Source organism: Kitasatospora sp. NEAU-69, assembly GCF_057158765.1.
Genome location: NZ_JBWXUE010000035.1, coordinates 27,028 through 51,042, shown reverse-complemented (window position 1 = coordinate 51,042; position 24,015 = coordinate 27,028). Strand labels below are relative to the sequence as shown.

Below are 24,015 nucleotides of genomic sequence, written 5' to 3'. Positions count from 1 at the left end.
TCAGTCCTCCTGGTGGGAAAGGGTGGTGTCATCTGTGGCCCCGGCGATCCTGGCGGCCAGGATCGGCCCGATCTGGGCCAGCGAGCCGGCCTGGGTCATCCGGTCGTGCCGGGTGGTGATCTCGTGCGATTCGATCCGGCCGCTGACGTAGGGGCGCCAGGTCTCGGGCCCGGCGTTGTCCTCGGCCCGGTCGATCGTGGAGTTGAAGAGCAGCAGGTCTCCGTCGAACCCGCCGGGGACGAAGTCGACCGCCAGCCCGGCGTTGTTGATCATGATCTCGACGATCACCTCGATCTGCCGCTCGTTCAGGCCGGCCAGCGCGCTGCCCCGCCGGTTCAGCACCTCGGCCACCTCGGCGTAGGTGATCTCCCGGTCGCCCAGCTCGTCCGGGTCTACGTCGAGCACACCGACGAGCACGTCCCGCACGGTGGGCACCGGAGCCACCTCGAACCGCACCTCCTTCACCGGGTAGGCGTCGAGGATCGCCAGCAGTGCGGTCCGCTCGCCGCGCGACTGCAGCTCGCAGGCGAGCGCGTGGGCGATCAGCCCGCCGGCGGACCAGCCGAGGAGCAGGTACGGGCCCTCCGGCTGGATCTTCTGGATCTGGTCGGCGTAGTCGGCCGCCATCTCCTCGTAGGACGCCGGCAGGGGTTCCGGCCGGCCGAGGCCGCGCGCCTGGATGGCGTAGACCGGGTGCTGCGGGCCGAGGTGGTGCAGCAGACCGCTGTACGACCAGCTGATGCCGCCGCCAGGGTGGATGCAGAACAGCGGTGTGCCGGTCCCGGTCGAACGCAGCGGCAGCACCACGTCCAACGCGTCCGCGGGATCGTCCATGAGCAGGCGCTCGGTGAGACCGGCCACGGTCGGTGCCTCGAAGAGCATGCGCAGGCTCAACTCCAGGCCGAGTGTCTCGCGAACGCGGGAGGCCAGGCGGGCGGCCAGCAGCGAGTGCCCGCCCAGGTCGAAGAAGTTGTCGTCGATGCTCACCATCTCCCGGCCGAGGACCTCGGCGAAGAGGCCGCAGATCAGCTGCTCCTGCGGCGTCCGGGGTCCCCGCCCGGCATCCGAGGCCCCGTACTCGGGGGCGGGCAGGGCCGCCCGGTCGAGCTTGCCGTTGGCGGTCAGCGGCAGCGCGGCCACGGTGACGAACGCCGCCGGCACCATGTAGTCGGGCAGGTCGCGGCGCAGCCGGGCGGACAGCTCGCTCGCCTCGGGCGCGCCCTCGGGGGCGGGCACCAGGTAGGCGACCAGCCGCTTGTCGCCCGGCCGGTCCTCCCGAGCGACCACGGCCGCCTGGGCGACGCCCGGGCAGCCCGCCAGGACCGCCTCGATCTCCCCGGGCTCGATCCGCAGGCCGCGCAGCTTGACCTGGTGGTCGGCGCGTCCGGCGAAGTCCAGCGTGCCGTCGCTGCGCCACGACGCGAGGTCACCGGTGCGGTACATCCGGCTGCCGGACGGCCCGTGCGGGTCGGCGACGAAGCGCTCCGCCGTCAGGCCGGCCCGGCCGAGGTAGCCGCGGGCCACGCCCGTCCCCGCGAGGTACAGCTCGCCCACCATGCCGGTCGGCATCGGGCGCAGCCGGTCGTCCAGCACGTAGGCGCGCATGTTCGCCATCGGGCGGCCGATCGGCACGGTCGCGGCGTGTTCGGCGAGGTCGCCCACCGGGTGCCAGGTGGCCAGGGTGGTGGCCTCGGTGGGCCCGTAGCCGTTGACGACCTCGATGCCGGGGCAGGCCGCCAGCACCCGGGCGACGGCGGCCGGGGAGACCACGTCGCCGCCGGTCCACACCTCGCGCACCCCCGCGAGCAGGCCCGGGCGCTCCTCGGCGACCAGGCGGAACAGCCCGGCCGTGAGCCACAGTCCGGTCACCCCGTTCGAGGCGATCGTGTGCTGGAGCAGGTCGAGGTCGAGTTGCTCCGGCGGTGCGACCACGACCCGGCCGCCGTTGAGCAGCGGCACCCACAGCTCGTAGGTGGAGAGGTCGAAGGCCGTCGGGGAGTGCATGAGCACCCGCTCGTGTCCGCCGCCGCGCCATTCGGGAGTGAGCGCGAGGCCCACCACGTCACGGTGGGTGACGGCCACCCCCTTTGGCCGACCCGTCGAGCCGGAGGTGTACATGATGTACGCCAACTGCCCGGGTTCACACCGGACTTCGACGCTGGACGGATCGGCGACCGCGGACTCCAGCAGCGCGCCGAGCACCTCCCGGGTGAGCACCAGGGCGGCCCCGCTCTCCCGCAGGATCAGGTCGATTCGGGAGGAGGGGAAGCGCGAGTCCAGGGGCACGTAGGCGCCGCCGGCCTTGATGATCGCCAGGATCGCCACGACCAGCTCCACCGAGCGGTCCAGCATGACCGCGACCGGCGTCTCCGGCCGTACGCCATGGCGGATCAACGCCCGCGCCAGCCGCTCGGCCCGCAGGTCGAGCTCCGCGTAGGTCAGCTCGGTGCCGCCCGCCACGACCGCGACCGCCTCCGGGGTGGCCCGCACCTGACGGGCGAACAGCTCCGGCACCGCGGCCCCGGGCAGCTCGGCCGCGGCACCGCTGGACGCGGCGAGCAGTCGGCGGCGTTCCTCGACGGGCATGATGTCGATCCGGCTGATCGGCTGGTCGGGCTCGGCAGCCGCCGCGCGCAACAGACGGGCCAGGCGCTCGAACAGCAGCTCCACGGTGGGCGCGTCGAACAGGTCGGTGGCGTACTCCACCGCGCCGACCAGACCGTCGGGGGCGCCGTCCGGGCGGAACTGCTCGGCCAGGCTGAACGTCAGGTCGACCCGGGCGGTCCCGGTCGGCGCCTCCAGGTGGCCGGTCTCCAGCCCCGGCAGCGCGAACTCGCCGAGCGGCGCGTTCTGCAGGGCCAGCATGATCTGGAACAGCGGGTGGTGGGCCAGCGACCGCGCCGGGTTGACCACCTCGACCAGGTACTCGAACGGCACGTCCTGGTGGTCGTACGCGGCGAGCGCCTTCTGCCGCACCCGGCCGAGCAGTTCGGCGAAGCCGGGGTCGCCGCTCGTGTCGGTGCGCAGCACCAGGGTGTTGACGAAGAAGCCGATGAGCTCGTCCAGCGCCTGGTCGGTACGGCCCGCGATCGGGCTGCCGATCGGGACGTCCGTACCGGCGCCGAGCCGGGTGAGCAGCGCGGCGAGGCCGGCCTGAAGCACCATGAACATGCTGGCGCCGCGCGCGGCGGCCAACTCCCGCAGCGCCTGGTGCAGTTCGGCGTCCAGCCGGACCACCACCCGGCCACCCCGCTGCGAGGCCACCGGCGGCCGCGGCCGGTCGGCGGGCAGCTGCAGCTGCTGCGGGACGCCCGTCAGCTCGTGCTTCCAGTAGGCCAGTTGCCGGGCGAACAGGCTGTCCGGGTCGGTGGCGTCACCGAGCAGGTCGCGTTGCCAGGCGCTGTAGTCGGCGTACTGCACCGGCAGCGGGGACCACTGCGGCTGCTCGCCCCGGCAGCGGGCCGCGTAGGCCGCGGCCAGGTCACCGGCGAGCGGGCCCATCGACCAGCCGTCGGCGGCGATGTGGTGCACCACGACCAGCAGCGCGTGCCGGTCGGGGGCGAGCGCGTAGAGCTCCGCCCGGACCGGTGGCTCCGCCGCCAGGTCGAAGCCGCGCCGGGCCGTCTGCGCCAGCCGCTCGGCCAGCCCGCTCTCGTCCGACTCGACAACGGGGAGCGCCGGGTGCGCCTGCGCGGCGCTCAGCACGACCTGGTGCGGCACGCCGTCCGTCTCACGGAAGACGGTCCGCAGGCTCTCGTGCCGGGCGACCACGTCCGCCAGCGCGGCGTGCAGGGCCGGGCGGTCCAGCTCGCCGGTCAGGCTCAGCGCGAGCGGCATGTTGTAGGTGGCGCTCGGCCCGTCCATCCGGTGCAGGAACCAGAGGCGGCGCTGCGCGAAGGAGAGCGGGATCCGGTCCGGGCGGGGCTGGGCGGTGAGCGCGGGCCGCGCCGTTCCGGAGCCGTCCAGGCGGGCCGCCAGGGCGGCCACGGTCGGGGTCTCGAACAGCGTCCGGACCTCCAGCTCCGCGCCGAGCGTCGCCCGGACCCGCGAGGCCAGCCGGGTCGCCAGCAAGGAGTGCCCCCCGAGGTCGAAGAAGCTGTCGTCGACGCCGACCTGCGCCAGGCCGAGCACCTCGGCGAACAGCTCGGCGAGGAGCTGCTCCTGCGGGGTGCGCGGCGCCCGGCCGGCCGCGACCGGGCCGAGGTCGGGGGCGGGCAGCGCACGGCGGTCGAGCTTGCCGTTGGCCGTCAGCGGCAGCGCCTCCAGCGCCACGAACGCCGACGGGACCAGGTAGTCGGGCAGCCGGCTCCGCAGCCAGTCGCGGAGTTCGCCCAGGAGGGCGCCGGTGCCCCGGCTGTCGGTCGGGCGGTTGGTCAGCGAGGACAACGCCCGGTACGTGGCCCGGTCCGGCCGGTACGCCTCGACCGGAGAGCCGCGCAGTGCCTGCGGGTCGGTGAAGGCCACGTCCACGGCGTCCGCCGCGGTGGCCGACCAGGTGACGGCCACCGAGCGGCCGAACTCCGCCCCGAGGGCGTGGAAGTCCTCCGGATCGGGGAGGTCGTCGGGCAGGTCGCCGTCCTGCGGGGCGTGCAGCCGTTCCAGCAGATCGGCGACCGAGCCGTCCCCGTTCTGCACCGCCCGGGCCAGCGCGGCCTCCCGCGCCACGCGGCGGTTCGGCACCCCCGCGACCCGCAGCACTCCGGCGGGCGGCTGAGCGAGCAGCTCGCGCAGCTCGGCCGGCCCGGCGACCTGCCGCCCCCACGCCAGCTCGACGGACCGGCCCGGGGCCGCCGGGGCCACCGGCGGCCTGTGCAGCGTCACGTCGTAGCGGTAGCGGCTCAGTTCGTTGTGGTGGCGACCCCGCTTGACCTCGACGGCGATCGCGCCGATCCCCGTGCCGTGCTCCCGCAGGGCGGTGAAGAAGTCCGGGTCGACCAGGAGCTCCTTCTCCGTCCGCAGGGCCTGCTCCACCGCGCGGCGCACCGCGCTGAGGTCGGTGCCTTCGCCGGCCCGGTGGAGTTGGACGGCGGTGGCCAGCGGGCGCAGCAGCCGCAGGTTGCGGACGTCGCCGACGAACAGCGCGCCGCCGGGGGCGAGCAGCCCCATCAGCTTCCCGATCACGTCGGCGAGGTACTCGGCGGACGGGAAGTACTGCACCACCGAGTTGATCACGATGGTGTCGAACTCCCCGGCCGGGAGCCCGTCGGTGTCGTGTGCCGGGCGGGTCTGCAGCACCACGCGCCCGGCCAGGTCCTGCTGCCCGGCCACCTGGGCGGCCAGCGCCTCGATCGCGGTGGCGGAGAAGTCGGTCGCCCAGTAGCTCTCGCAGTGCGGTGCGACCTGCGAGAGCAGCAGACCGGTGCCGACACCGACCTCCAGCACCCGGCGGGGGCGCAGGGCCAGGATCCGGGCCACGGTGGCGTCCCGCCACTCCCGCATCTGCTCGACCGGGATCGGGTCGGCGTCGTAACTGCTGTTCCAGCCGACGAAGTTCTGGCCGAAGGCGGCTTCCTCGGGAGCGATGGGCAGGGCGTCGTAGATGTCCTGCCACTCCCCCACGTGGTCCGCCTCCAGGCCGTCGTCCCGGGCGGTGTCCTGGCGCGGAACGACGTAGCCGACGAGCCGGTCGTCCTGGGCAAGGACGGCGGCCCGGGCGACGGCGGGGTGCTCGGCCAGCGCCGCCTCGACCTCGCCGGGCTCGACCCGGAAGCCGCGGACCTTGACCTGGTCGTCGGCGCGGCCGACGTACTCCAACTGACCATCGGCACGGAAGCGGACCAGGTCGCCGGTGCGGTACATGCGGTTCCCGGCCGGGCCGAACGGGCACGCGACGAACCGTCCGGCCGTCAGGCCCGGCCGGTTCAGGTAGCCACGGGCCAGGCCCGCGCCCGCGACGTACAGCTCGCCGGGCACGCCGGGCGGCACCGGCCGCAGCCGGTCGTCCAGCACGTACACCCTGGCGTTGGCGATCGGCCGGCCGATCGGCGGCACGCCCGCCCCCGGGAACAGCGGGTCGCTCATGGTCGCGCACACAGTGGTCTCGGTCGGACCGTAGGCGTTGACCATCCGGCGCCCCGGCGCCCAGCGGGCCACCAGCTCCGGCGGGCAGGCCTCACCCGCCACCACCAGCGTCGACACGGTCGTCGCGCCCTCCGGCAGGGCCGCCAGGACGGACGGCGGCACGGTCACGTGGGTGACCGCGAGGTCCGGGTCGGTCAGCGCGGCGACCGGATCCGCCGCCGGGGGCAGCACCAGGGCGGCGCCGCACAGCAGCGCGGTGTAGATCTCCGACACCGAGGCGTCGAAGCTGGGCGAGGCGAACTGGAGCACCCGGCTGTCGGGGGCGATCGCGAACCCCTCGATCTGCCCGGCGACCAGGCTGGCCACACCGGCGTGGGCGACCACGACGCCCTTGGGGCGGCCGGTCGAGCCCGAGGTGTAGATCACGTACGCCGGGTGCCGGACGTCGAGCGCGACCACCGGGTCGGTCTCCGGCCAGTCGCCCTCCACCACCATGGCGGGGTCGTCGACCATCACCGCCGGACGGGCGTCCGCCACCATGAAGTCGATCCGCGACTGCGGGTACGCCGGATCCACCGGCAGGTACGCCGCCCCGGCCTTCAGGACGCCCAGGACGGCCACCACCGCTTCCACCGACCGCGGCAGGGCCACCGCCACCAGCTGCTCCGGGCCCACCCCGCGGGCGATCAGCGCGTGTGCGAACCGGTTCGCCCGCGCGTTCAACTCCCGGTACGTCAACTCGACATCGCCACGGACCAGGGCGACCGCATCCGGCGTCGCCGCCACCTGGGCGGCGAAGGCCTGCGGCACCGGTACGGCGCCCACCTCGCGGGCGGTCTCGTTGCCCCGCTCCAGCAGCCGGTGCCGCTCCTCGCCGTCGAGGAGGTCGATCCTCCCGATCGCCCGGTCCGGGTCGGCGGTGACCGCCGCCAGCAGGAGCGTCCAGCGCCGGACGAGGGCCTCGACCGTCGAGCGGTCGAACAGGTCGGTGGCGTACTCCGCCGCGCCGACGATCCCGGCCGGCTCCCCGTCCGGACCGAACTGCTCGACGAGGCTCACCCCGAGGTCGAACTTGGCGGTTCCGGTGGCCACCGCGTAGCCGGCGACCTCCAGGCCGGGCAGCGAGAACCGGCCCATCGGGGCGTTCTGTACGGCCAGGATGGTCTGGAACAGCGGGTGGTGGGAGAGCGAGCGGGACGGGTTCAGCGCCTCGACCAGATGCTCGAACGGCACGTCCTGGTGCGCGTACGCCGACAGCGCCGTCTCCCGCACCCGCCCCAGCAGCTCCGCGAAGCTCGGGTCGCCGCTCGTGTCCGTCCGCAACACCAGCGTGTTCACGAAGAACCCGACCAGCTCGTCCAGCGCCTCGTCGGTACGCCCCGCGATCGGACTCCCGATCGGAATGTCCGTGCCCGCGCCCAACCGCGTGTACAGCGCCGCCAACGCGGCCTGCAGCACCATGAACAGACTGCTGCCGGTGTTCCGCGCCAACTCGGCCAGCGCGGCGTGCAGTTCGGGCCTCAGCTGCAGGCCGACGTGATCGCCGTGCCGGCCGGCGACGGCCGGCCGCGGCCGGTCGGTGGGCAGCTGGAGCAGCTCCGGCAGGTCGGACAACTTCCCCTTCCAGTAGTCGAGTTGCTCGGCGAACCGGCTCTGCGGGTCGGCGGCGTCGCCGAGCAGGTCGCGCTGCCAGAGCGTGTAGTCGGCGTACTGCACCGGCAGGTCCGGCCGGCTCGGCGCACGGCCCTCGCTCCGGGCGGCGTACGCCTCGGCGAGGTCGCGGGCCAGCGGGCCGGTGGACCATCCGTCACCGGCGATGTGGTGCATCACCAGCAGCAGCACGTGCTCGTCCGGCGCGAGCGCGAACAGCTCCGCCCGCAGCGGCGGCTCCGCCGCCAGGTCGAACGGCCGCCGGGCGAACTCGGCGAGCTGACTGTGCAGTTCGGCTTGCGAGACCTCGGTCAGCCGGATGCGGGGCCGGGCCGCGGCCGGGTCCAGGACCCGCTGGCACGGAACGCCGTCCACCTCCGGGAACACCGTCCGCAGGCTCTCGTGCCGGGCCACCACGTCGGCCAGCGCCTCGTCCAGGGCTGCCCGGTCGAGCGTTCCGGTCAGCTGGAGAGCCAGCGGGATGTGATAGGTCGCGGCCGCACCGTCCATGCGGTGCAGGAACCAGAGCCGGCGCTGGGCGAAGGACAGCGGCACGGCCGCCGGCCGCTCCCGTGCGGTCAGGGCCGGGCGGGCACTGCCGGCCTGCGCCAGTGCCCCGGCCAGACCCGCCACCGTGGGCGCCTGGAACAGCGCGCGCAGCCCCAGTTCGACGCCGAGCACCGAGCGCACCCTGGCGGCCAACCGGGTGGCGAGCAGGGAGTGCCCGCCGAGGTCGAAGAAGTCGTCGTCGACCCCGACCCGCGGCAGGCCCAGCACCTCGGCGAACAGCTCGGACAGGATCTGCTCCTGCGGGGTGCGCGGCGCCCGGCCCGTCTCCCTGGTCGTGCCCGGCTCCGGCGCGGGCAGCGCCACCCGGTCCAGCTTCCCGTTCGGCGTCAACGGCAACGCCTCCAGCAGCACGAACGCCGACGGCACCAGGTAGTCCGGCAGCCGCTCGCGCAGGTACGCCGCCAGCTCCGCCGGACGGACGGTCGCGCCTGGACGAGCCGTCACGTAGCCGACGAGGCGGTCGTCCTGGGCCAGGACGGCCGACTGCGCGACGGCGCAGTGCCCGGCCAACGCCGCCTCGATCTCGCCGAGTTCGATCCGGAAGCCACGGACCTTCACCTGCTGGTCGGCGCGGCCGACGTACTCCAGCTGCCCGTCGCCGCGCCGGCGGACCAGGTCGCCAGTGCGGTACATCCGGGCACCGGCCGGGCCGAACGGGCAGGCGACGAAGCGCTCGGCGGTGAGCCCGGGCCGGTCGAGGTACCCACGGGCCAGGCCGGGGCCGGTGACGTAGAGCTCCCCCACCACCCCCGGCGCCACGATGCGCAGCCGCTCGTCGAGCACGTACACCCGGAAGCCCGCGACCGCCCGGCCGATCGGCGGCACGCCGCCCGCTGCCGCCGACAGCGGGTCACTCATGGTCGCGCAGACCGTGGTCTCGGTCGGACCGTACGCGTTGATCATCCGCCGCCCGGGCGCCCAGTGCTCCACCAGCTCCGGCGGGCAGGCCTCACCCGCCACCACCAGGGTGGTCGCCGTGACGTCGGCGCTGTCCACTGCCACCAGGGCCGAGGGCGGCAAGGTGACATGGGTGATGCCGAGCCGCCGGTCCGTCAGGGCCTCCAGCGGGGCGTCAGCCGGGGCCAGGACGAGGGCGGCACCGGTGAGCAGGGCGCTGCACAGGTCCCAGAACGACGCGTCGAAGCTGGGCGAGGCAAGCTGGAGCACCCGGCTGCCGGGCGCCAGGCCGAGCCGCTCGCCCTGCGCCGCGACCAGGCCCGACACACCGGCGTGGCAGACCACGACGCCCTTGGGGCGGCCGGTCGAACCCGAGGTGTAGATCACGTACGCCGGGTGCCGGACGTCGAGCGCGACCACCGGGTCGGTCTCCGGCCAGTCGCCCTCCACCACCATCGCCGGGTCATCGACGACCACCGCCGGGCGAGCGTCCGCGAGCATGAACGCGATCCGCGCCTGCGGGTACGCCGGATCCACCGGCAGGTACGCGGCCCCGGCCTTCAGCACACCGAGGACCGCCACCACCGACTCCACCGAGCGCGGCAACGCCACCGCCACCAACTGCTCCGGCCGCACACCCCGCGCGATCAGCGCATGCGCGAACCGATTTGCCCGGGCGTTCAGCTGACGGTACGTCAACCCCACATCGCCGCACACCAGCGCGACCGCGTCCGGCGTCGCCGCCACCTGCGCCGCGAACAGCTCCGGCAGGCTCGTCGGAACCGCCCCGCCCTCGACGGCGGGCAGCAACTCGCGCCGCTCCTCGGCAGAGAGCAGGTCGATCCCGCCGATCGGCTCATCGGGTGCGGCGGCGACGGCAGCCAGCAGCCTGGTCCACCGGGCGACCATCGACTCGATCGCCGGGCGGTCGAACAGGTCGGTGCTGTACTCGACGGCGCCGCTGATCCCGGCCGGCGCACCGTCGGCCCCGTGCTCCTCCGCGAGGCCGAAGGTCAGATCGAGCCGCGCGGTCCCGGTGAGCACGGTCATCCCGGAGACCCGCAGGCCGGGCAACCGGAAGTCGCCACCGGGCGCGTTCTGCACCACCAACCCGGTCTGGAACAGCGGGTGGTGGGAGAGCGAGCGGGACGGGTTCAGCGCCTCGACCAGGTGCTCGAACGGCACGTCCTGGTGCGCGTACGCCGACAGCGCCGTCTCCCGCACCCGCCCCAGCAGCTCCGCGAAGCTCGGGTCGCCACTCGTGTCCGTCCGCAGCACCAGCGTGTTCACGAAGAACCCGACCAGCTCGTCCAGCGCCTCGTCGGTACGCCCCGCGATCGGACTCCCGATCGGAATGTCCGTGCCCGCACCCAACCGCGTGTACAGCGCCGCCAGCGCCGCCTGCAGCACCATGAACAGGCTGGCTCCCGAACGCCGCGCCAACTCCAGCAGCGCGGCGTGCAGTTCGGCGTCGATCCGGAGTTCCAGGAGGTCGCCGCCGTACGACATGGTGGCCGGGCGGGGCCGGGAGAGCGGCAGTTGCAGTTGCTCGGGCAGACCGGCCAGATGCTCGCTCCAGTACCGGACCTGCCGGGCGAACAGGCTGTCCCCGTCGTGCTCGTCGCCGAGGATCTCGTGCTGCCACAGCGTGTAGTCGCCGTACGTCACCGGCAGCGGCGGCCAGACGGGCGCCCCGCCACCCCGCCGGGTGGCATAGGCAGTGGCCAGGTCGCGGGCCAGCGGGCCCATGGACCAGCCGTCACCGGCGATGTGGTGCATCACCAGCAGCAGCACGTGCTCGTCCGGCGCGAGCGCGAACAGCTCCGCCCGCAGCGGCACTTCCGAGGTCAGGTCGAAGCCGCGCACCGCTGCCTCGCGCAGCAGGTCGGGCACCTCCGCCTCGCCGGCCGCGCGCACGGCCAGCGGGACCGGCACCTCTGCGGGGTCCAGCACCCGCTGGTGCGGGATGCCCGCGACGTGCGGGAAGACCGTGCGCAGCGTCTCGTGCCGGCCCAGCACGTCGGTGAGCGCGGCGCTCAGCGCGTCCCGGTCGAGCTCGCCGCTCAGCCGCAACGCCAGCGGCATGTGGTAGGTGGCGCTCGGCGCCCCGAACTGCTGGAGGAACCAGAGCCGGCGCTGGGCGAAGGACAGCGGCATGGGCTCGCGGCGGGGCCGGGGAACCAGGGCCTGCCGCGCGGCGGCGGCGTCCTGGAGCCCGGCGGCCAACCCGGCGGGCGTGGGCCTGCGGAACAGGGCGCGCAGCTCCAGCTCGACCCCGAGGGTCGCCCGGACCCGGGAGACCAGCCGGGTGGCGAGCAGGGAGTGCCCGCCGAGGTCGAAGAAGTCGTCGTCGACTCCGACCCGTGGCCGGCCCAGCACCTCGGCGAACAGCTCGCACAGGATCTGCTCCTGCGGGGTGCGTGCCGCTCGGCCCGTCTCCGTGGTCATGCCCTCCGGCGCGGGAAGCGCCGCCCGGTCCAGCTTCCCGTTCGGCGTCAACGGCAGCGCCTCCAGCAGCACGAACGCCGACGGCACCAGGTAGTCCGGCAGCCGCTCGCGCAGGTACGCCGCCAGCTCCGCCGCGGTGGCCGGCTCGGACGCCGAGGGCACCACGTACCCGACGATCCGGGTCTCCCCCGGCCGGTCCTCGCGGGCGAGCACCGCGACCTGGGCGACGCCCGGGTGCGCGGTCAGCTCGGCCTCGATCTCGCCCGGCTCGATCCGGAAGCCGCGGACCTTCACCTGGTGGTCCACCCGGCCCGCGAACTCCAGCTCCCCGTCGGCACGCCAGCGCACCAGGTCGCCGGTCCGGTACATCCTCGTACCGGCCGGGCTGAACGGGTCCGCCACGAACCGCCCGGCGGTCAGACCCGGCCGGTTCAGATAGCCACGGGCCAGCCCGGCCCCGGCGAGGTACAGCTCGCCCAGCACCCCGGGGGCGACCGGCCGCAGTGCCGCATCCAGCACGTAGGCCCGGCAGTTGGCGATCGGACGGCCGATCGGCACCGGCAGCGGGCAGTCGGCGGGGTCGGACGGCAGCGTGTAGGCGGTGATCACATGGGTCTCGGCGGGCCCGTAGTGGTTGTGCAGCACCCGGCCCGGCCGGCGGGCTTGGAACCGGCGCACCGCACCGCTCAGCCGCATCGCCTCGCCGGCCTGTGCGAGCAGTCGCAGGGCCGGCAGCTCCAGCCCGGCTTCCTCGGCGGCCTCGGCGAGTGCCTCGACCACGAGGTTCGGTGCGAACAGCTCGGCCACCTCGTGCCGGTCCAGCCACCGGGCGAACAGCTCGGCGCTGCGGCGCTGCTCCTCGGTCGGCACCACCAGGGTCTTGCCGTACAGCAGCGCGGACAGCACCTCCTGCACCGAGACGTCGAAGCTGATCGCGGTGAACTGCGCGGTGCGGGTGCCGGGTTCGCCGCCGACGGCCGCGTGGTGCCACTCCAGCAGGTTCAGCAGCCCGGTGGCGGGCATCACGACGGCCTTGGGCCGGCCGGTGGACCCGGAGGTGTAGATGACGTACGCGGGATGGCGCCCGTCCACGGCCACGGCCGGATCGTGCTCCGGCAGGTCCCCGGCCGACGTGATGGCGGCGAGGTCGTCGAGCACCACGGCCGGGCCCGCGTCCTGAAGCATGTACGCGATGCGGGCGGCCGGGTAGTCCGGATCGACCGGCAGGTACGCCGCGCCCGTCTTGAGTACGGCGAGGACGGCGACCACCAGCTCGGCCGAGCGCGGCAGCCGCAGGGCGACGGTCTGCTCCGGTCCGACGCCGCGCGCGATCAGTGCGTGGGCGAGGCGGTTGGCCCGGCGGTTCAGCTCGCGGTAGGTCAGCTCGGTGTCCTCGAACACCACGGCCGGGGCCTGCGGGGTCGCCCTGACCTGCGCCTCGAACAGCGCGGGCAGATCAGCCGTGCGGACCGGGCGGGCGGTATCGTTGCGGGCGACCAGCAGCTCGCGCCGCTCCTCGGCGGTGAGGACGTCGATCCGGCTCAGCGGCCGGTCCGGCTCGGCGACCACCGCCGCCAGCAGCCGCAACCACCGGGCGACCAGCGTCTCCACCGTGGCGTGGTCGAACAGGTCGGTGCTGTACTCGACCCGGCCGACGATGCCCTCGGCCGGCCCGCCGGTGCCACCGCGCTCCAGCAGGTGGAAGCCGAGGTCGAACATCGCGGTGGGCGTGCGCACCAGGAGGATCTCGGAGCCCAGACCGTCCAGCGCGAACTCGGTGCGGGGCACGTTCTGCAGCGCCAGCAGCACCTGGAACAGCGGCTGACGGGCGAGCGACCGGGACGGGTTGAGGGCCTCGACGACGTGCTCGAACGGCAGGTCCTGGTGGGCGTAGGCGGCCAGCGCGCGCTCGCGGACCCGGGCCAGCAGCTCCGCGAAGGTCGGGTCGCCGCTCGTATCCGTACGGAGCACCAGGGTGTTGACGAAGAAGCCGACGAGCTCGTCCAGCGCCTGGTCGGTCCGGCCGGCGATCAGGCTGCCGACCGGGATGTCCGTGCCCGCGCCGAGCTTGTCCAGCAGCGATGCCAGGGCGGCCTGCAGCACCATGTAGACGCTGGCGCCGTGCTGCCGGCCCAGCCGGACCAGGCCGGCGTGCAGGTCGGGGTCCAGTTCGACGTCGAGCTGCCCGCCGGCGTAGGAGGGGGTCGCCGGGCGGTGGCGGTCGGCGGGGAGCTTGAGCTGCTCCGGCAGATCGGCCAGCGTCCGCGTCCAGTGGTCCGTCTGGCGGGCGAACAGGCTGTCCGGGTCGGCCGGGTCGCCGAGCAACCGGTTCTGCCACAGGGTGTAGTCGGCGTACTGCACGGGCAGCGGCGCCCACCGCGGCTCCTCGCCCCGGCGGCGTGCCGCGTACGCGGTGGCCAGGTCGGCCGAGAACGGGCCCAGCGACCAGCCGTCACCGGCGATGTGGTGCATCACCACCAGCAGCACGTGCTCGTCCGGCGCCGTCTCGAACAGCTCTGCGCGCAGCGGCGGTTCGGTCGCGAGGTCGAATCCGCGCGCTGCCGCTGCCGTCAGCAGCTCCGGCAGGTCCGGCAGGTCCGCCGCGCCCACCCGGGTGACGGCCAGTCGGGGTGCGGCCGTTCCAGCGTCCAGCACCTCCTGGCGGGGAACCCCGTCGACCTGGGGGTAGACCGTGCGCAGGCTCTCGTGCCGGGTGACGACGTCTCCGAGCGCCATCTGCAGGACGGTCCGGTCGAGTTCACCGGTCAGCCGCCACGCCAGCGGCATGTTGTAGACCGATCCGGCCTCCTCCAGCTGGTGCAGGAACCACAGCCGCCGCTGCGCGAAGGACAGCGGGACCGGGTCGGGCCGCTCCGCGCGGCTCAGCGCGGGCCTCGCCCGGCCGGCCCTGCCGAGCCCGGCGGCCAGCCCGGCCACCGTCGGCGTCTCGAAGAGGGCGCGCAGCTCCAGCTCCACCCCGAGGGTGGCGCGCGCCCGCGCGACCAGCCGGGTGGCGAGCAGGGAGTGCCCGCCGAGGTCGAAGAAGTCGTCGTCGGCCCCGACCTCGGCCACGCCCAGTACCTCGGCGAACAGCTCCGCGAGGACCTGCTCCTGCGGGGTGCGCGGGGCCCTGCCCGTCCTCGGCGCGGTGTGGACGGGCGCGGGCAGCGCGCGCCGGTCCAGCTTGCCGGTGGCTGTCAGCGGCAGGCTCCCCAGGGGCACGAAGACGGCCGGGAGCATGTGGTCCGGCAGTCGCTCGCGCAGGTGTGCGCGCAGCTCGTCCGGCTGGAGCTCCGCCCCGGCGACGGCCACCGGGTAGGCGACCAGCCGCGCGTCCCCGGCCCGGTCCTCCCGGACGGTCACCGCGACCTGGGCGACCTGCGGATGCTCCGCCAGCGCCGCCTCGATCTCGCCGAGTTCGATCCGGAAGCCGCGGATCTTGACCTGGTCATCGGTACGGCCGAGGAACTCCAGGTTCCGGTCGGCGCCCCACCGCACCAGGTCGCCGGTGCGGTACATGCACGAGCCGGCCGGCCCGAACGGGTCCGCCACGAACCGCCCGGCGGTCAGACCGGGCCGGTTCAGGTAGCCGCGGGCCAGGCCCGCACCGGCGAGGTACAGCTCACCCGGCACACCCGCGGGCACCGGCCGCAACGCGGCGTCGAGCACGTGCAGCCGGATGCCCCCGAGCGGCCGGCCGATCACCGGACGCGGACTCGATCCCAGCGACGCGACGACGGCGTCCACCGTGCATTCGGTAGGCCCGTAGTAGTTCAGGCAGGACACACCCTCGACCGCCCGCAGCCGCTCCCACAGCTGCTCCGGAACGGCCTCCCCACCCATCGAGACCACCGCGGGACGGCGCTCCGGATCGTCCAGCAGCCCCCGCGCGACAAGGACTTGCAGATAGGACGGGGTGGCGTTGACGTAGTCCAGCCCGGCGCGCGCGACGTAGCCGACGAAGGCGTCCGGGTCGGACCAGGTCGCCTCGTCCAGCACGTGCAGTTCGTGGCCCGCGTACAGGCTGGACAGCTGGTCACAGGAGGCGTCGAACGACACCGACGTGGTCAGTCCGACCCGCCGCCGCCCCTCCGGCCGCTCCGGGAACAACAACGGTCGCTGGCTGGCGAAGAGGTTGAGCAGGCCGCCGTGGGTCGACACCACGCCCTTGGGCCGCCCGGTCGACCCGGACGTGTAGATCACGTACGCCGGGTGCCCCGGATCGACGGCAACCTCCGGGTCCGCCGCCGGGCAGCCCGCCACCAGTGCGGCCGTCGCCGGGTCGTCGAGCACCAGCCACCCGGCGCCGCCGGCCTCCGACAACCGGCCCCGGGTCCGCAGATCGGTCACCACCAGCACCGGCCGCGCGTCGTCCAGCATGTACCCGATCCGCGCGGCCGGGTACTCGGGATCGACCGGCACGTAGCCCGCCCCGGTCCTGAGCACCGCGAGGATCGCCACCACCAACTCGGCCGACCTCGGCAGCGCCACCGCCACCAGCCGCTCCGGACCCGCGCCCCGCGCGATCAGGGCATGCGCCAACCGGTTCGCCCGCTCGTCCAGCTCCGCATAGCTCAGCGAAACGTCCCCGCACACCAACGCCACCAGCTCCGGCGTCGCCCGCACCTGCGCCCGGAACAGCTCCGCTACGCTCGCGGCCGGAAGCTCCACCTCCGGTCCGGTGCCCAGGGCGGTCAGGTCAGCACGCTCCTGAGCGGAGAGCAGGCCGTAGCGGCTGAGCCGCCGCTGCGGGTCGGTGACCACGGCGCGGAGCAGTCGCTCCCAGCGGCCGAACATCGTCTCGACGGTGGCCGGGTCAAAGAGGTCGGCGGCGTACTCGACGAGCCCGTCGATCCCCGCCGGGGAGCCGTCCTGCGCCTGCCGCTCGGACATGGTGAAGATCAGGTCGAGCTTGGCGGTGGTCGTCGTCAACGGCATGTCGTCGACGCGCAGCCCGGGCGGCGCGAAGTCGGCCCGGGGCGCGTTCTGCAGCGCCAGCATGACCTGGAACAGCGGATGGTGCGCCAGCGAGCGCACCGGGTTGAGGGCTTCGACCAGGTGCTCGAACGGCAGGTCCTGGTGGGCGTACCCGGCCAGCGAGGTGTCCCGGACCCGGTCCAGCAACTCCGCGAAGGTCGGATCGCCCGAGGTGTCGGTGCGGAAGACCAGGGTGTTGACGAAGTATCCGACCAGCTCGTCCAGCGCCTGGTCGGTCCGGCCGGCGACCGGGCTGCCGACCGGGATGTCGTCGCCCGCGCCGAGCTTGCTCAGTAGCGCCGCCAGTCCGGCCTGGAGGACCATGAACAGACTGGTGCCGCGCTCCCTGGCGAGCTCGCGCAAGCCCCGGTGCAGCTCGGCGTCCAGTGCGGCGTGCATGAAACCGCCCCGGTGCGAGGCGGCCGCCGGGCGGGGCCGGTCGGCGGGCAGCTGGATCAGCTCCGGGAGACCGGCCAACTGCTCGGTCCAATAGGCCGCCTGGCGGGCGAACGGGCTGTCCGGGTCGGTGGCCTCACCGAGCAGCTCGTGCTGCCAGAGGGAGTAGTCGGCGTACTGGACCGGCAGGTCTTCCCACTGCGGCTCCTCGCCGCGGCAGCGCGCCGCATAGGCGGCGGTCAGATCCTGCGCGAGTGGGCCCAGCGACCAGCCGTCACCCGCGATGTGGTGAAGCACCAGCTGGAGCACGTGCTCCTGCGGCCCCAGCTCGAACAGCTCGGTCCGCAGTGGCGCGTCGCCCGCCAGGTCGAACGGCAGGTGCTTCGCCGCCGCCATCAGGGCGGACAGCTCGGCCTCGGTGGTCCGGCTCAGCAGCAGCCGCGGGCGGGCCGCCACGACATCCAGCACCTGCTGGTAGGGCACGCCGTCGACCACCGGGAAGACGGTGCGCAGGCTCTCGTGCCGGGCCACCACGTCCGCCAGCGCGGCCTCCAGGGCCCGCCGGTCCAGCTCCCCGGACAGCCGCCAGGCCAGGGCGATGTGGTAGTTCGCACCGGCGCCCTCCAGCTGGTGCAGGAACCACAGCCGCCGCTGCGCGAACGACAGCGGGATCGCCTCGGGGCGCTCGCGCTTCACCAGGGCGGCCTGCGCCGGTCCGGCCGCCACCAGGGCGGCGGCCAGGGCGGCCGGGGTCGGTGCCTCGAACAGGGTGCGCAGCGGCACTTCCAGGCCGAGCGTCGCACGGATCCGGGCGGCCAGGCGGGTGGCGAGCAGGGAGTGCCCGCCCAGGTCGAAGAAGCCGTCCTCGACGCCGGCCGACGCCACGCCCAGGACCTCGGCGAACAGCTCGCAGAGCACCTGCTCCTGCGGGGTGCGCGGCGCGCGGCCGGTGGCCGCCGGGGCGAGGTCGGGGGCCGGCAGGGCGCGGTGGTCCAGCTTGCCGTTGGCGGTCAGCGGCAGCGCGTCCAGCACGACGAACGCCGACGGCACCATGTGCTCGGGCAGCCGCTCGGCGAGGTGTCCGCGCAGGTCGGCCGCGCGCGGCGCGGCGCTCGGCGCCGGCACCAGGTACGCGACCAGCCGGGTGTCGTCGGCCCGGTCCTGCCGGGCCAGCACGGCGACCTGGGCGACGTCGGGGTGCGCGGCCAGCACCGCCTCGATCTCGCCGAGCTCGATCCGGAAGCCCCGGACCTTCACCTGCTGGTCGGCCCGGCCGACGTAGCGCAGGCCACCGGCCGGGGCACGGCGCACCACGTCTCCGGTGCGGTACATCCGGGAGCCGGCCGGCCCGAAGGGGTCGGCGACGAACCGCCCGGCGGTCAGGCCGGGCCGGTTCAGGTAGCCGCGGGCCAGGCCGGGACCCGCGACGTACAGCTCGCCGGGCACCCCCGGGGCCACCGGTCGCAGGCCGCCGTCGAGCACGTACGCCCGCAGGTCCGGCAGGGCCGCGCCGATCTCGCCGGCTGCGGCGGCGGACCGGTCGAGCGCCGCGTACGTGACGTGCACCGTGGTCTCGGTGATGCCGTACATGTTGACCAACCGCGGCGCGTCCGCCGGGTGCCGCTCGTACCAGCTCGCCAGCCGGGCGTGCTCCAGCGCCTCACCGCCGAACACGACGGTCCGCAGGGCGAGTTCACGCGGGTGCTCGGTGTCCGCCTGCATCAGCTGGTAGAAGGCGGAGGGCGTCTGGTTGAGCACGGTCACGCGCTCGCGGACGAGGAGGTCGAGGAACCGGCCGGGTGAACGGCTGGTCTCGTGGTCCACGACCACCAGGCGGCCGCCGTGCAGCAGGGCGCCCCACAGCTCCCACACCGAGAAGTCGAAGGCGTAGGAGTGGAAGAGGGTCCAGACGTCGTCGGCGGTGAAACCGAACAGGTCCTCGGTGGTGCCGAAGAGTCGCACCACGTTGCGGTGCGGAACCACAACGCCCTTGGGGTTGCCGGTGGATCCGGAGGTGTGGATGACGTAGGCGGCGTGGCCGGGATCGACGGTCACCCCCGGGTCCGTGTCCGGCAGCCCGTCCAGGTCGGCACCGTCGAGTAGCAGCCGCTCCAGGTGGTCCAGGTGGTCGGCCCCCGGCAGCTCGCCGGTCCGGATCGTCGTGACGAGCAGCGCGGGCCGGGTGTCCTGGAGCAGGTAGGCGATCCGGGCCGCCGGGTACGCCGGGTCCACCGGCACGTAGGCGCCGCCCGCCTTCAGCACGGCGAGCACCGCCACGACCAGCTCCGCCGAGCGCGGCAGCGCCAGCGCCACGAGTCGCTCCGGCCCCACCCCCCGCTCGATCAGGCCGTGCGCGAGCCGGTTCGCGCGGGCGTTCAACTCGCGGTACGTCAGCTCGACTTCGCCGTCCGTGAGGGCGACGGCGGTCGGGTTCGCCCGGACCTGCCGCTCGAACAGCGCGGTCAGGCTGCTCTCCGGCAGGTCCCGGCCCCGGTCGGCCTCGGCCGGCAGCAGCGCGCCGAGCTCCTCGGCGGAGAGCACGTCCAGCCGGCCGATGCATCGGCCGGGGTCGGCGACGACGGCGCGCAGCAGCCGCAGCCACCGCTCGACGATCCCCGCCGCGGTGGCCTCGTCGAACAGGTCGGTGCTGTACTCGACCACGCCCGACAGCCCCTCCGTGCCCGGCTGTTCGGCCAGGATGAAGGTCAGGTCGCACTTGGCCGTCCCGGTGTGCACCAGGTCGGTCGTCACCCGCAGCCCCGGCAGGTCGAAGGCGCCGAGCGGCGCGTTCTGCAGGGCGAGCATGGTCTGGAACAGCGGGTGGTGCGCCAGCGTCCGGGTCGGGTTCAGCGCCTCCACCAGGTGTTCGAACGGCACCTCCTGGTGGGCGTACGCGGCCAGCGCGTCGCCGCGCACCCGGCCCAGCAGCTCGGTGAACGACGGGTCGCCCGACAGGTCGGTGCGCAGCACCAGCGTGTTGACGAAGAAGCCGACCAGGTCGTCCAGGGCCTCGTCGGTGCGGCCGGCGATCGGTGTGCCGATCGGGACGTCGGTGCCCGCGCCGAGCTTGCCCAGCAGGGCGGCCAGTCCGGCCTGGAGCACCATGAAGAGGCTGGCGCCGCCGTCCCTGGCGAGTTCGCGCAGGCCCTGGTGCAGCTCGGCGTCGATCCGCACCGGCAGGTGGGCGCCCCGGTAGGACATCGCGGCCGGCCGGGGCCGGTCGAAGGGCAGCTCGACCTGCTCGGGCAGGTCCGCCAGCTGCTGCTTCCAGTAGGCGAGTTGGCTGCTCAGCAGGCTGCCCGGGTCCGAGCCGTCGCCGAGCAGCTCCTGCTGCCAGAGGGTGTAGTCGGCGTACTGGACCGGCAGCGGCGACCACTCCGGCTTCGCCCCGTCGGCACGGGCCGCGTAGGCGGTGCTCAGGTCCCGCAGGAGCGGCCCCGCCGACCAGCCGTCACCGGCGATGTGGTGCACCACGAGCAGCAGCACGTGCTCCTCGGTGCCCAGCTGGAAGAGTTCGGCATGCAGCGGCGGCTCCTCGGAGAGCTCGAAGCCGTACCGGGCCGCCTGCGCCAGCCGCTCCGGCAGCTCGCGCTCGCCGACCTCGGTCAGCCGCAGCCGCGGTCGGGCCGTCTCGGGGTCGAGCACCCGCTGGCACGGCACGCCGTCGACCACCGGGAAGACGGTGCGCAGGCTCTCGTGCCGCTCGACCACGTCCGCCAGCGCGGCGTCCAGGGCCCGCTGGTCCAGGTGTCCGGACAGCCGCAGGGTCAACGGGATGTTGTAGGTGGCGCTCGGGCCCTCCATCCGGTGCAGGAACCAGAGCCGTCGCTGCGCGAAGGAGAGCGGGACGGTCTCGGGCCGCTCGCGCCGCCCCAGGGCCGGGCGCGCCCGGCCCGCGACGTCCACCGCGGCCGCCAGCTCCGCCACCGTCGGCGCGTCGAACAGGTCGCGCAGCCTCAGTTCCACGCCCAGCACCGACCGGGCCCGGGCGACCAGCCGGGTGGCCAGCAGGGAGTGCCCGCCGAGGTCGAAGAAGTCGTCGTCGGCGCCGACCTCCGCCGCGCCGAGCACCTCGGCGAACAGCCCGGCGAGCAGGTGCTCGGTCGCGGTGCGCGGAGCGCGGCCCGGGTCGGCGGGCTGCCGGTCGGGCGCGGGGAGGGCCCGCCGGTCCAGCTTGCCGTTCGGGGTCAGCGGCAGGGCGTCCAGCAGCACGAAGGCCGACGGCACCATGTGCTTGGGCAGCCGGCCCCGCAGGTATTCGCGCAGGTGTTCGCGCAGGTCGGTGTCGGTCACCGTCGCGCCGGGCTCGGCGACGGCGTAGGCGACCAGCCGGGGCTCCTCCTCGGTCTCGGTGCGCACCACGACGGCGGCCCGGGCGACCCGCGGGTGCTCGGTGAGGACGGCCTCGATCTCGCCGAGCTCCACCCGGAAGCCGCGGATCTTGACCTGCTCGTCGGTCCGGCCCAGGAACTCCAGCTGCCCGTCCGCTCCCCATCGCACCCGGTCACCGGTGCGGTACATTCGCGCACCGGCCGGCCCGAACGGGTCCGCCACGAACCGCCCGGCGGTCAGCCCCGGCCGGTTCAGGTAGCCGCGGGCGAGGCACGGGCCGGCGATGTACAGCTCGCCCGGCGTGCCGACCGGCAGCGGCCGCAGGGCGCCGTCGAGCACGTACAGCCGGGCATTGCCGGCGGGCCGGCCGATGACCGGGAGGAGGCTCGAAGCCACGGACGCGATCACCGGGTTGACGGTGCACTCGGACGGCCCGTAGAGGTTGAGGCAGCGCACCCCCTCGGCCGCCCGCAGCTGCTCCCACAGCCGCTCCGGAACGGCCTCGCCGCCTGCTGCGACCAGCGCCGGGCGCCAGCCGCTGTGCCCCAACAGCCCGTGAGCGACGAGGACTTGCAGGTAGGACGGGGTCGCTTCGATGTAGTCCAGCCCGCAGCGCGCCGCATAACCCACGAATGCCTCAGGGTCGGTCCAGGTCGCGTGGTCCAGGACGTGCAGCTCGTGGCCCGCAAACAGGGCGAGCAGCTGGTTCCACGACGCGTCGAACGACACCGAGGTGGTCAGGGCCACTCGCAGCCGCTGCCGGTCCCCGAGCGCCGCCGGGAAGTGCACCTGCCGGAGGTCGCCGAGCAGGTTGAGCAGGCCGCCGTGGGTCGGCGCCACGCCCTTGGGCCGTCCGGTGGAGCCGGAGGTGTAGATGACGTAGGCCGGGTGGCCGGGATCGACGGCCACCAGCGGGTCGGCCGCTGACAGACCTTCCACCAGGGCAGCCGTCGCCGGGTCGTCGAGCACCAGCCGGTCGACAGGACCGGCCTCGGACAGCCGGCCCTCGCTGCGGGAGTCGGTCACCAGCAGGGTCGGCCGGGCGTCGTCGAGCAGGTACCCGATCCGCGCGGCCGGGTACTCCGGATCCACCGGGACGTACGCCGCGCCGGTCTTCAGCACCGCGAGGATCGCCACCACCAGCTCGGCCGACCTCGGCAGCGCCACCGCCACCAGCCGCTCCGGGCCCGCTCCGCGCTCGATCAGGGCGTGCGCCAGCCGGTTCGCCCGCGCGTCCAACTCCGCGTAGGTCAGCGAGACGTCCCCGTCCACCAGCGCGACCAGCTCCGGGGTCGCGCGCACGTGCTCCCGGAACAGCTCCGGCAGACTCACGGCCGGAGCGGCCGGAGCGGCCGCCACCGGCCCGGCGCCGAGCGCCGCCAGCTCACGCCGCTCCTCGGCGGTGACCAGGTCGATCCGGCCCAGCAGCTCGTCCGGGTCCACGTCCGCGACGGCGTCGAGCAGCGCGAGCAGCCGCTGCTGGTGCGCCGCGAGGTCCTCGTCGCCGTACGCCTCCGGCGCGCCGTGCAGCCGCAGCAGCGGGGGGTTGCCGTCGCGGTAGTCGAACACCCAGACGGCGAGGTCGGTGGTCGACCCGGACACGAAGTGGTGCACGGCGGCGGGGTGCCCGGCGAAGCTCGGCCTGGAGTTGAAGGCCATGATGTTGACGATCAGCGGGAACGCCGTCCCGATGTTGCCGGACGCGCCGAGGTCCCGCAGCAAGTCCTCGCTGCGGTAGCGCTCGTGCGCGACGGCCGCCTCGACCTCCCGCGCCACCTGGGCGACGAGGTCACGCCACGGCATGTCCGGTCGCACGGTCAGCCGCAGCGGCACCACGTTGGACATGGTGCCCGGCACTGTCATCAGCTCGCGGTCCGCGGACCGACGGGCCGTCACGGGGAGGGCGAACACCACGTCCTGCGTGCCGGTCAGCCGGTGTGCGTAGAGCGCCGCCGCCGCGATCACCAGGCGGGACCACCGGACACCGGTCCGGCCCGCCGCCGCCCGCAGCGCGTCCGGGCGCCGCAGCTCCCGCTCCTCGCGCAGGCGCAGCGCGCGGTGCGGATCGGTCGGGGCCGTGTCGGCGAGCCGCGTCGGCGCCGGCCGGTCAGCGAAGCGCTCCGTCCAGTAGGCGCGGTCCGCGGTGAAGTCGGCCGACGCGCGGTAGGCGGCGTCGGCATCGACGAGGTCCCGCAGCGAACCGAACGGGGACGGCGGCACCGGCCCGCCCTCGGCCAGTGCCGAGTACACGTCGGCGACCCGCTGCCGGACCAGGGCGCTGCTGATCGCGTCCAGCACCACGTGGTGGTAGTTCAGGTACCAGAGGAACCGGGTCGGCGAGAGCCGGATCAGCGCGTGACCGAAGAGCGGATCACGCGCGAGGTCCAGCGGGCGCATCAGGTCCCGCTCCATCCACTCCATGGCCGCCGCGCGGGGTGCGGGCTCCCCGCTGAGGTCGAGGTGCGCCGGTGCCCAGTCCCAGCTCTCCCGGAGGACCTGGCGCGGGCCCTCCCCGTCGTCGACGAAGGTCACGTGCAGGGCGTCGACCTCGGAGACCACCCGGCGCAGCGCGGTCTCGAACAGCTCCGGGTCCACCGGCCCCTGGATCTCCAGGCACTCGCCGACGCGGTAGCCCGGGATCGGTGTCCGGGAGCTCTGCTCGGCGAGCCAGATCTCGCGCTGTGCCGCCGTCAGGGGAAGCGCGTCACCGTCGCGACGGGACAT

1 protein-coding gene is annotated in these 24,015 nt (G+C 74.4%); it reads right to left on the bottom strand.

Annotated elements, in window-relative coordinates:
- Entirely contained in the window at window positions 1-24,015 is a 24,015-nt protein-coding gene (locus AC060L_RS30645; protein ID WP_483802216.1) for a non-ribosomal peptide synthase/polyketide synthase, read from the bottom strand.

What these genes read in the sequence shown, in the direction of transcription:
- AC060L_RS30645 (WP_483802216.1), bottom strand. Translation starts at nt 24,015, where the DNA reads ATGTCCCGTCGCGACGGTGACGCGCTTCCCCTGACGGCGGCACAGCGC.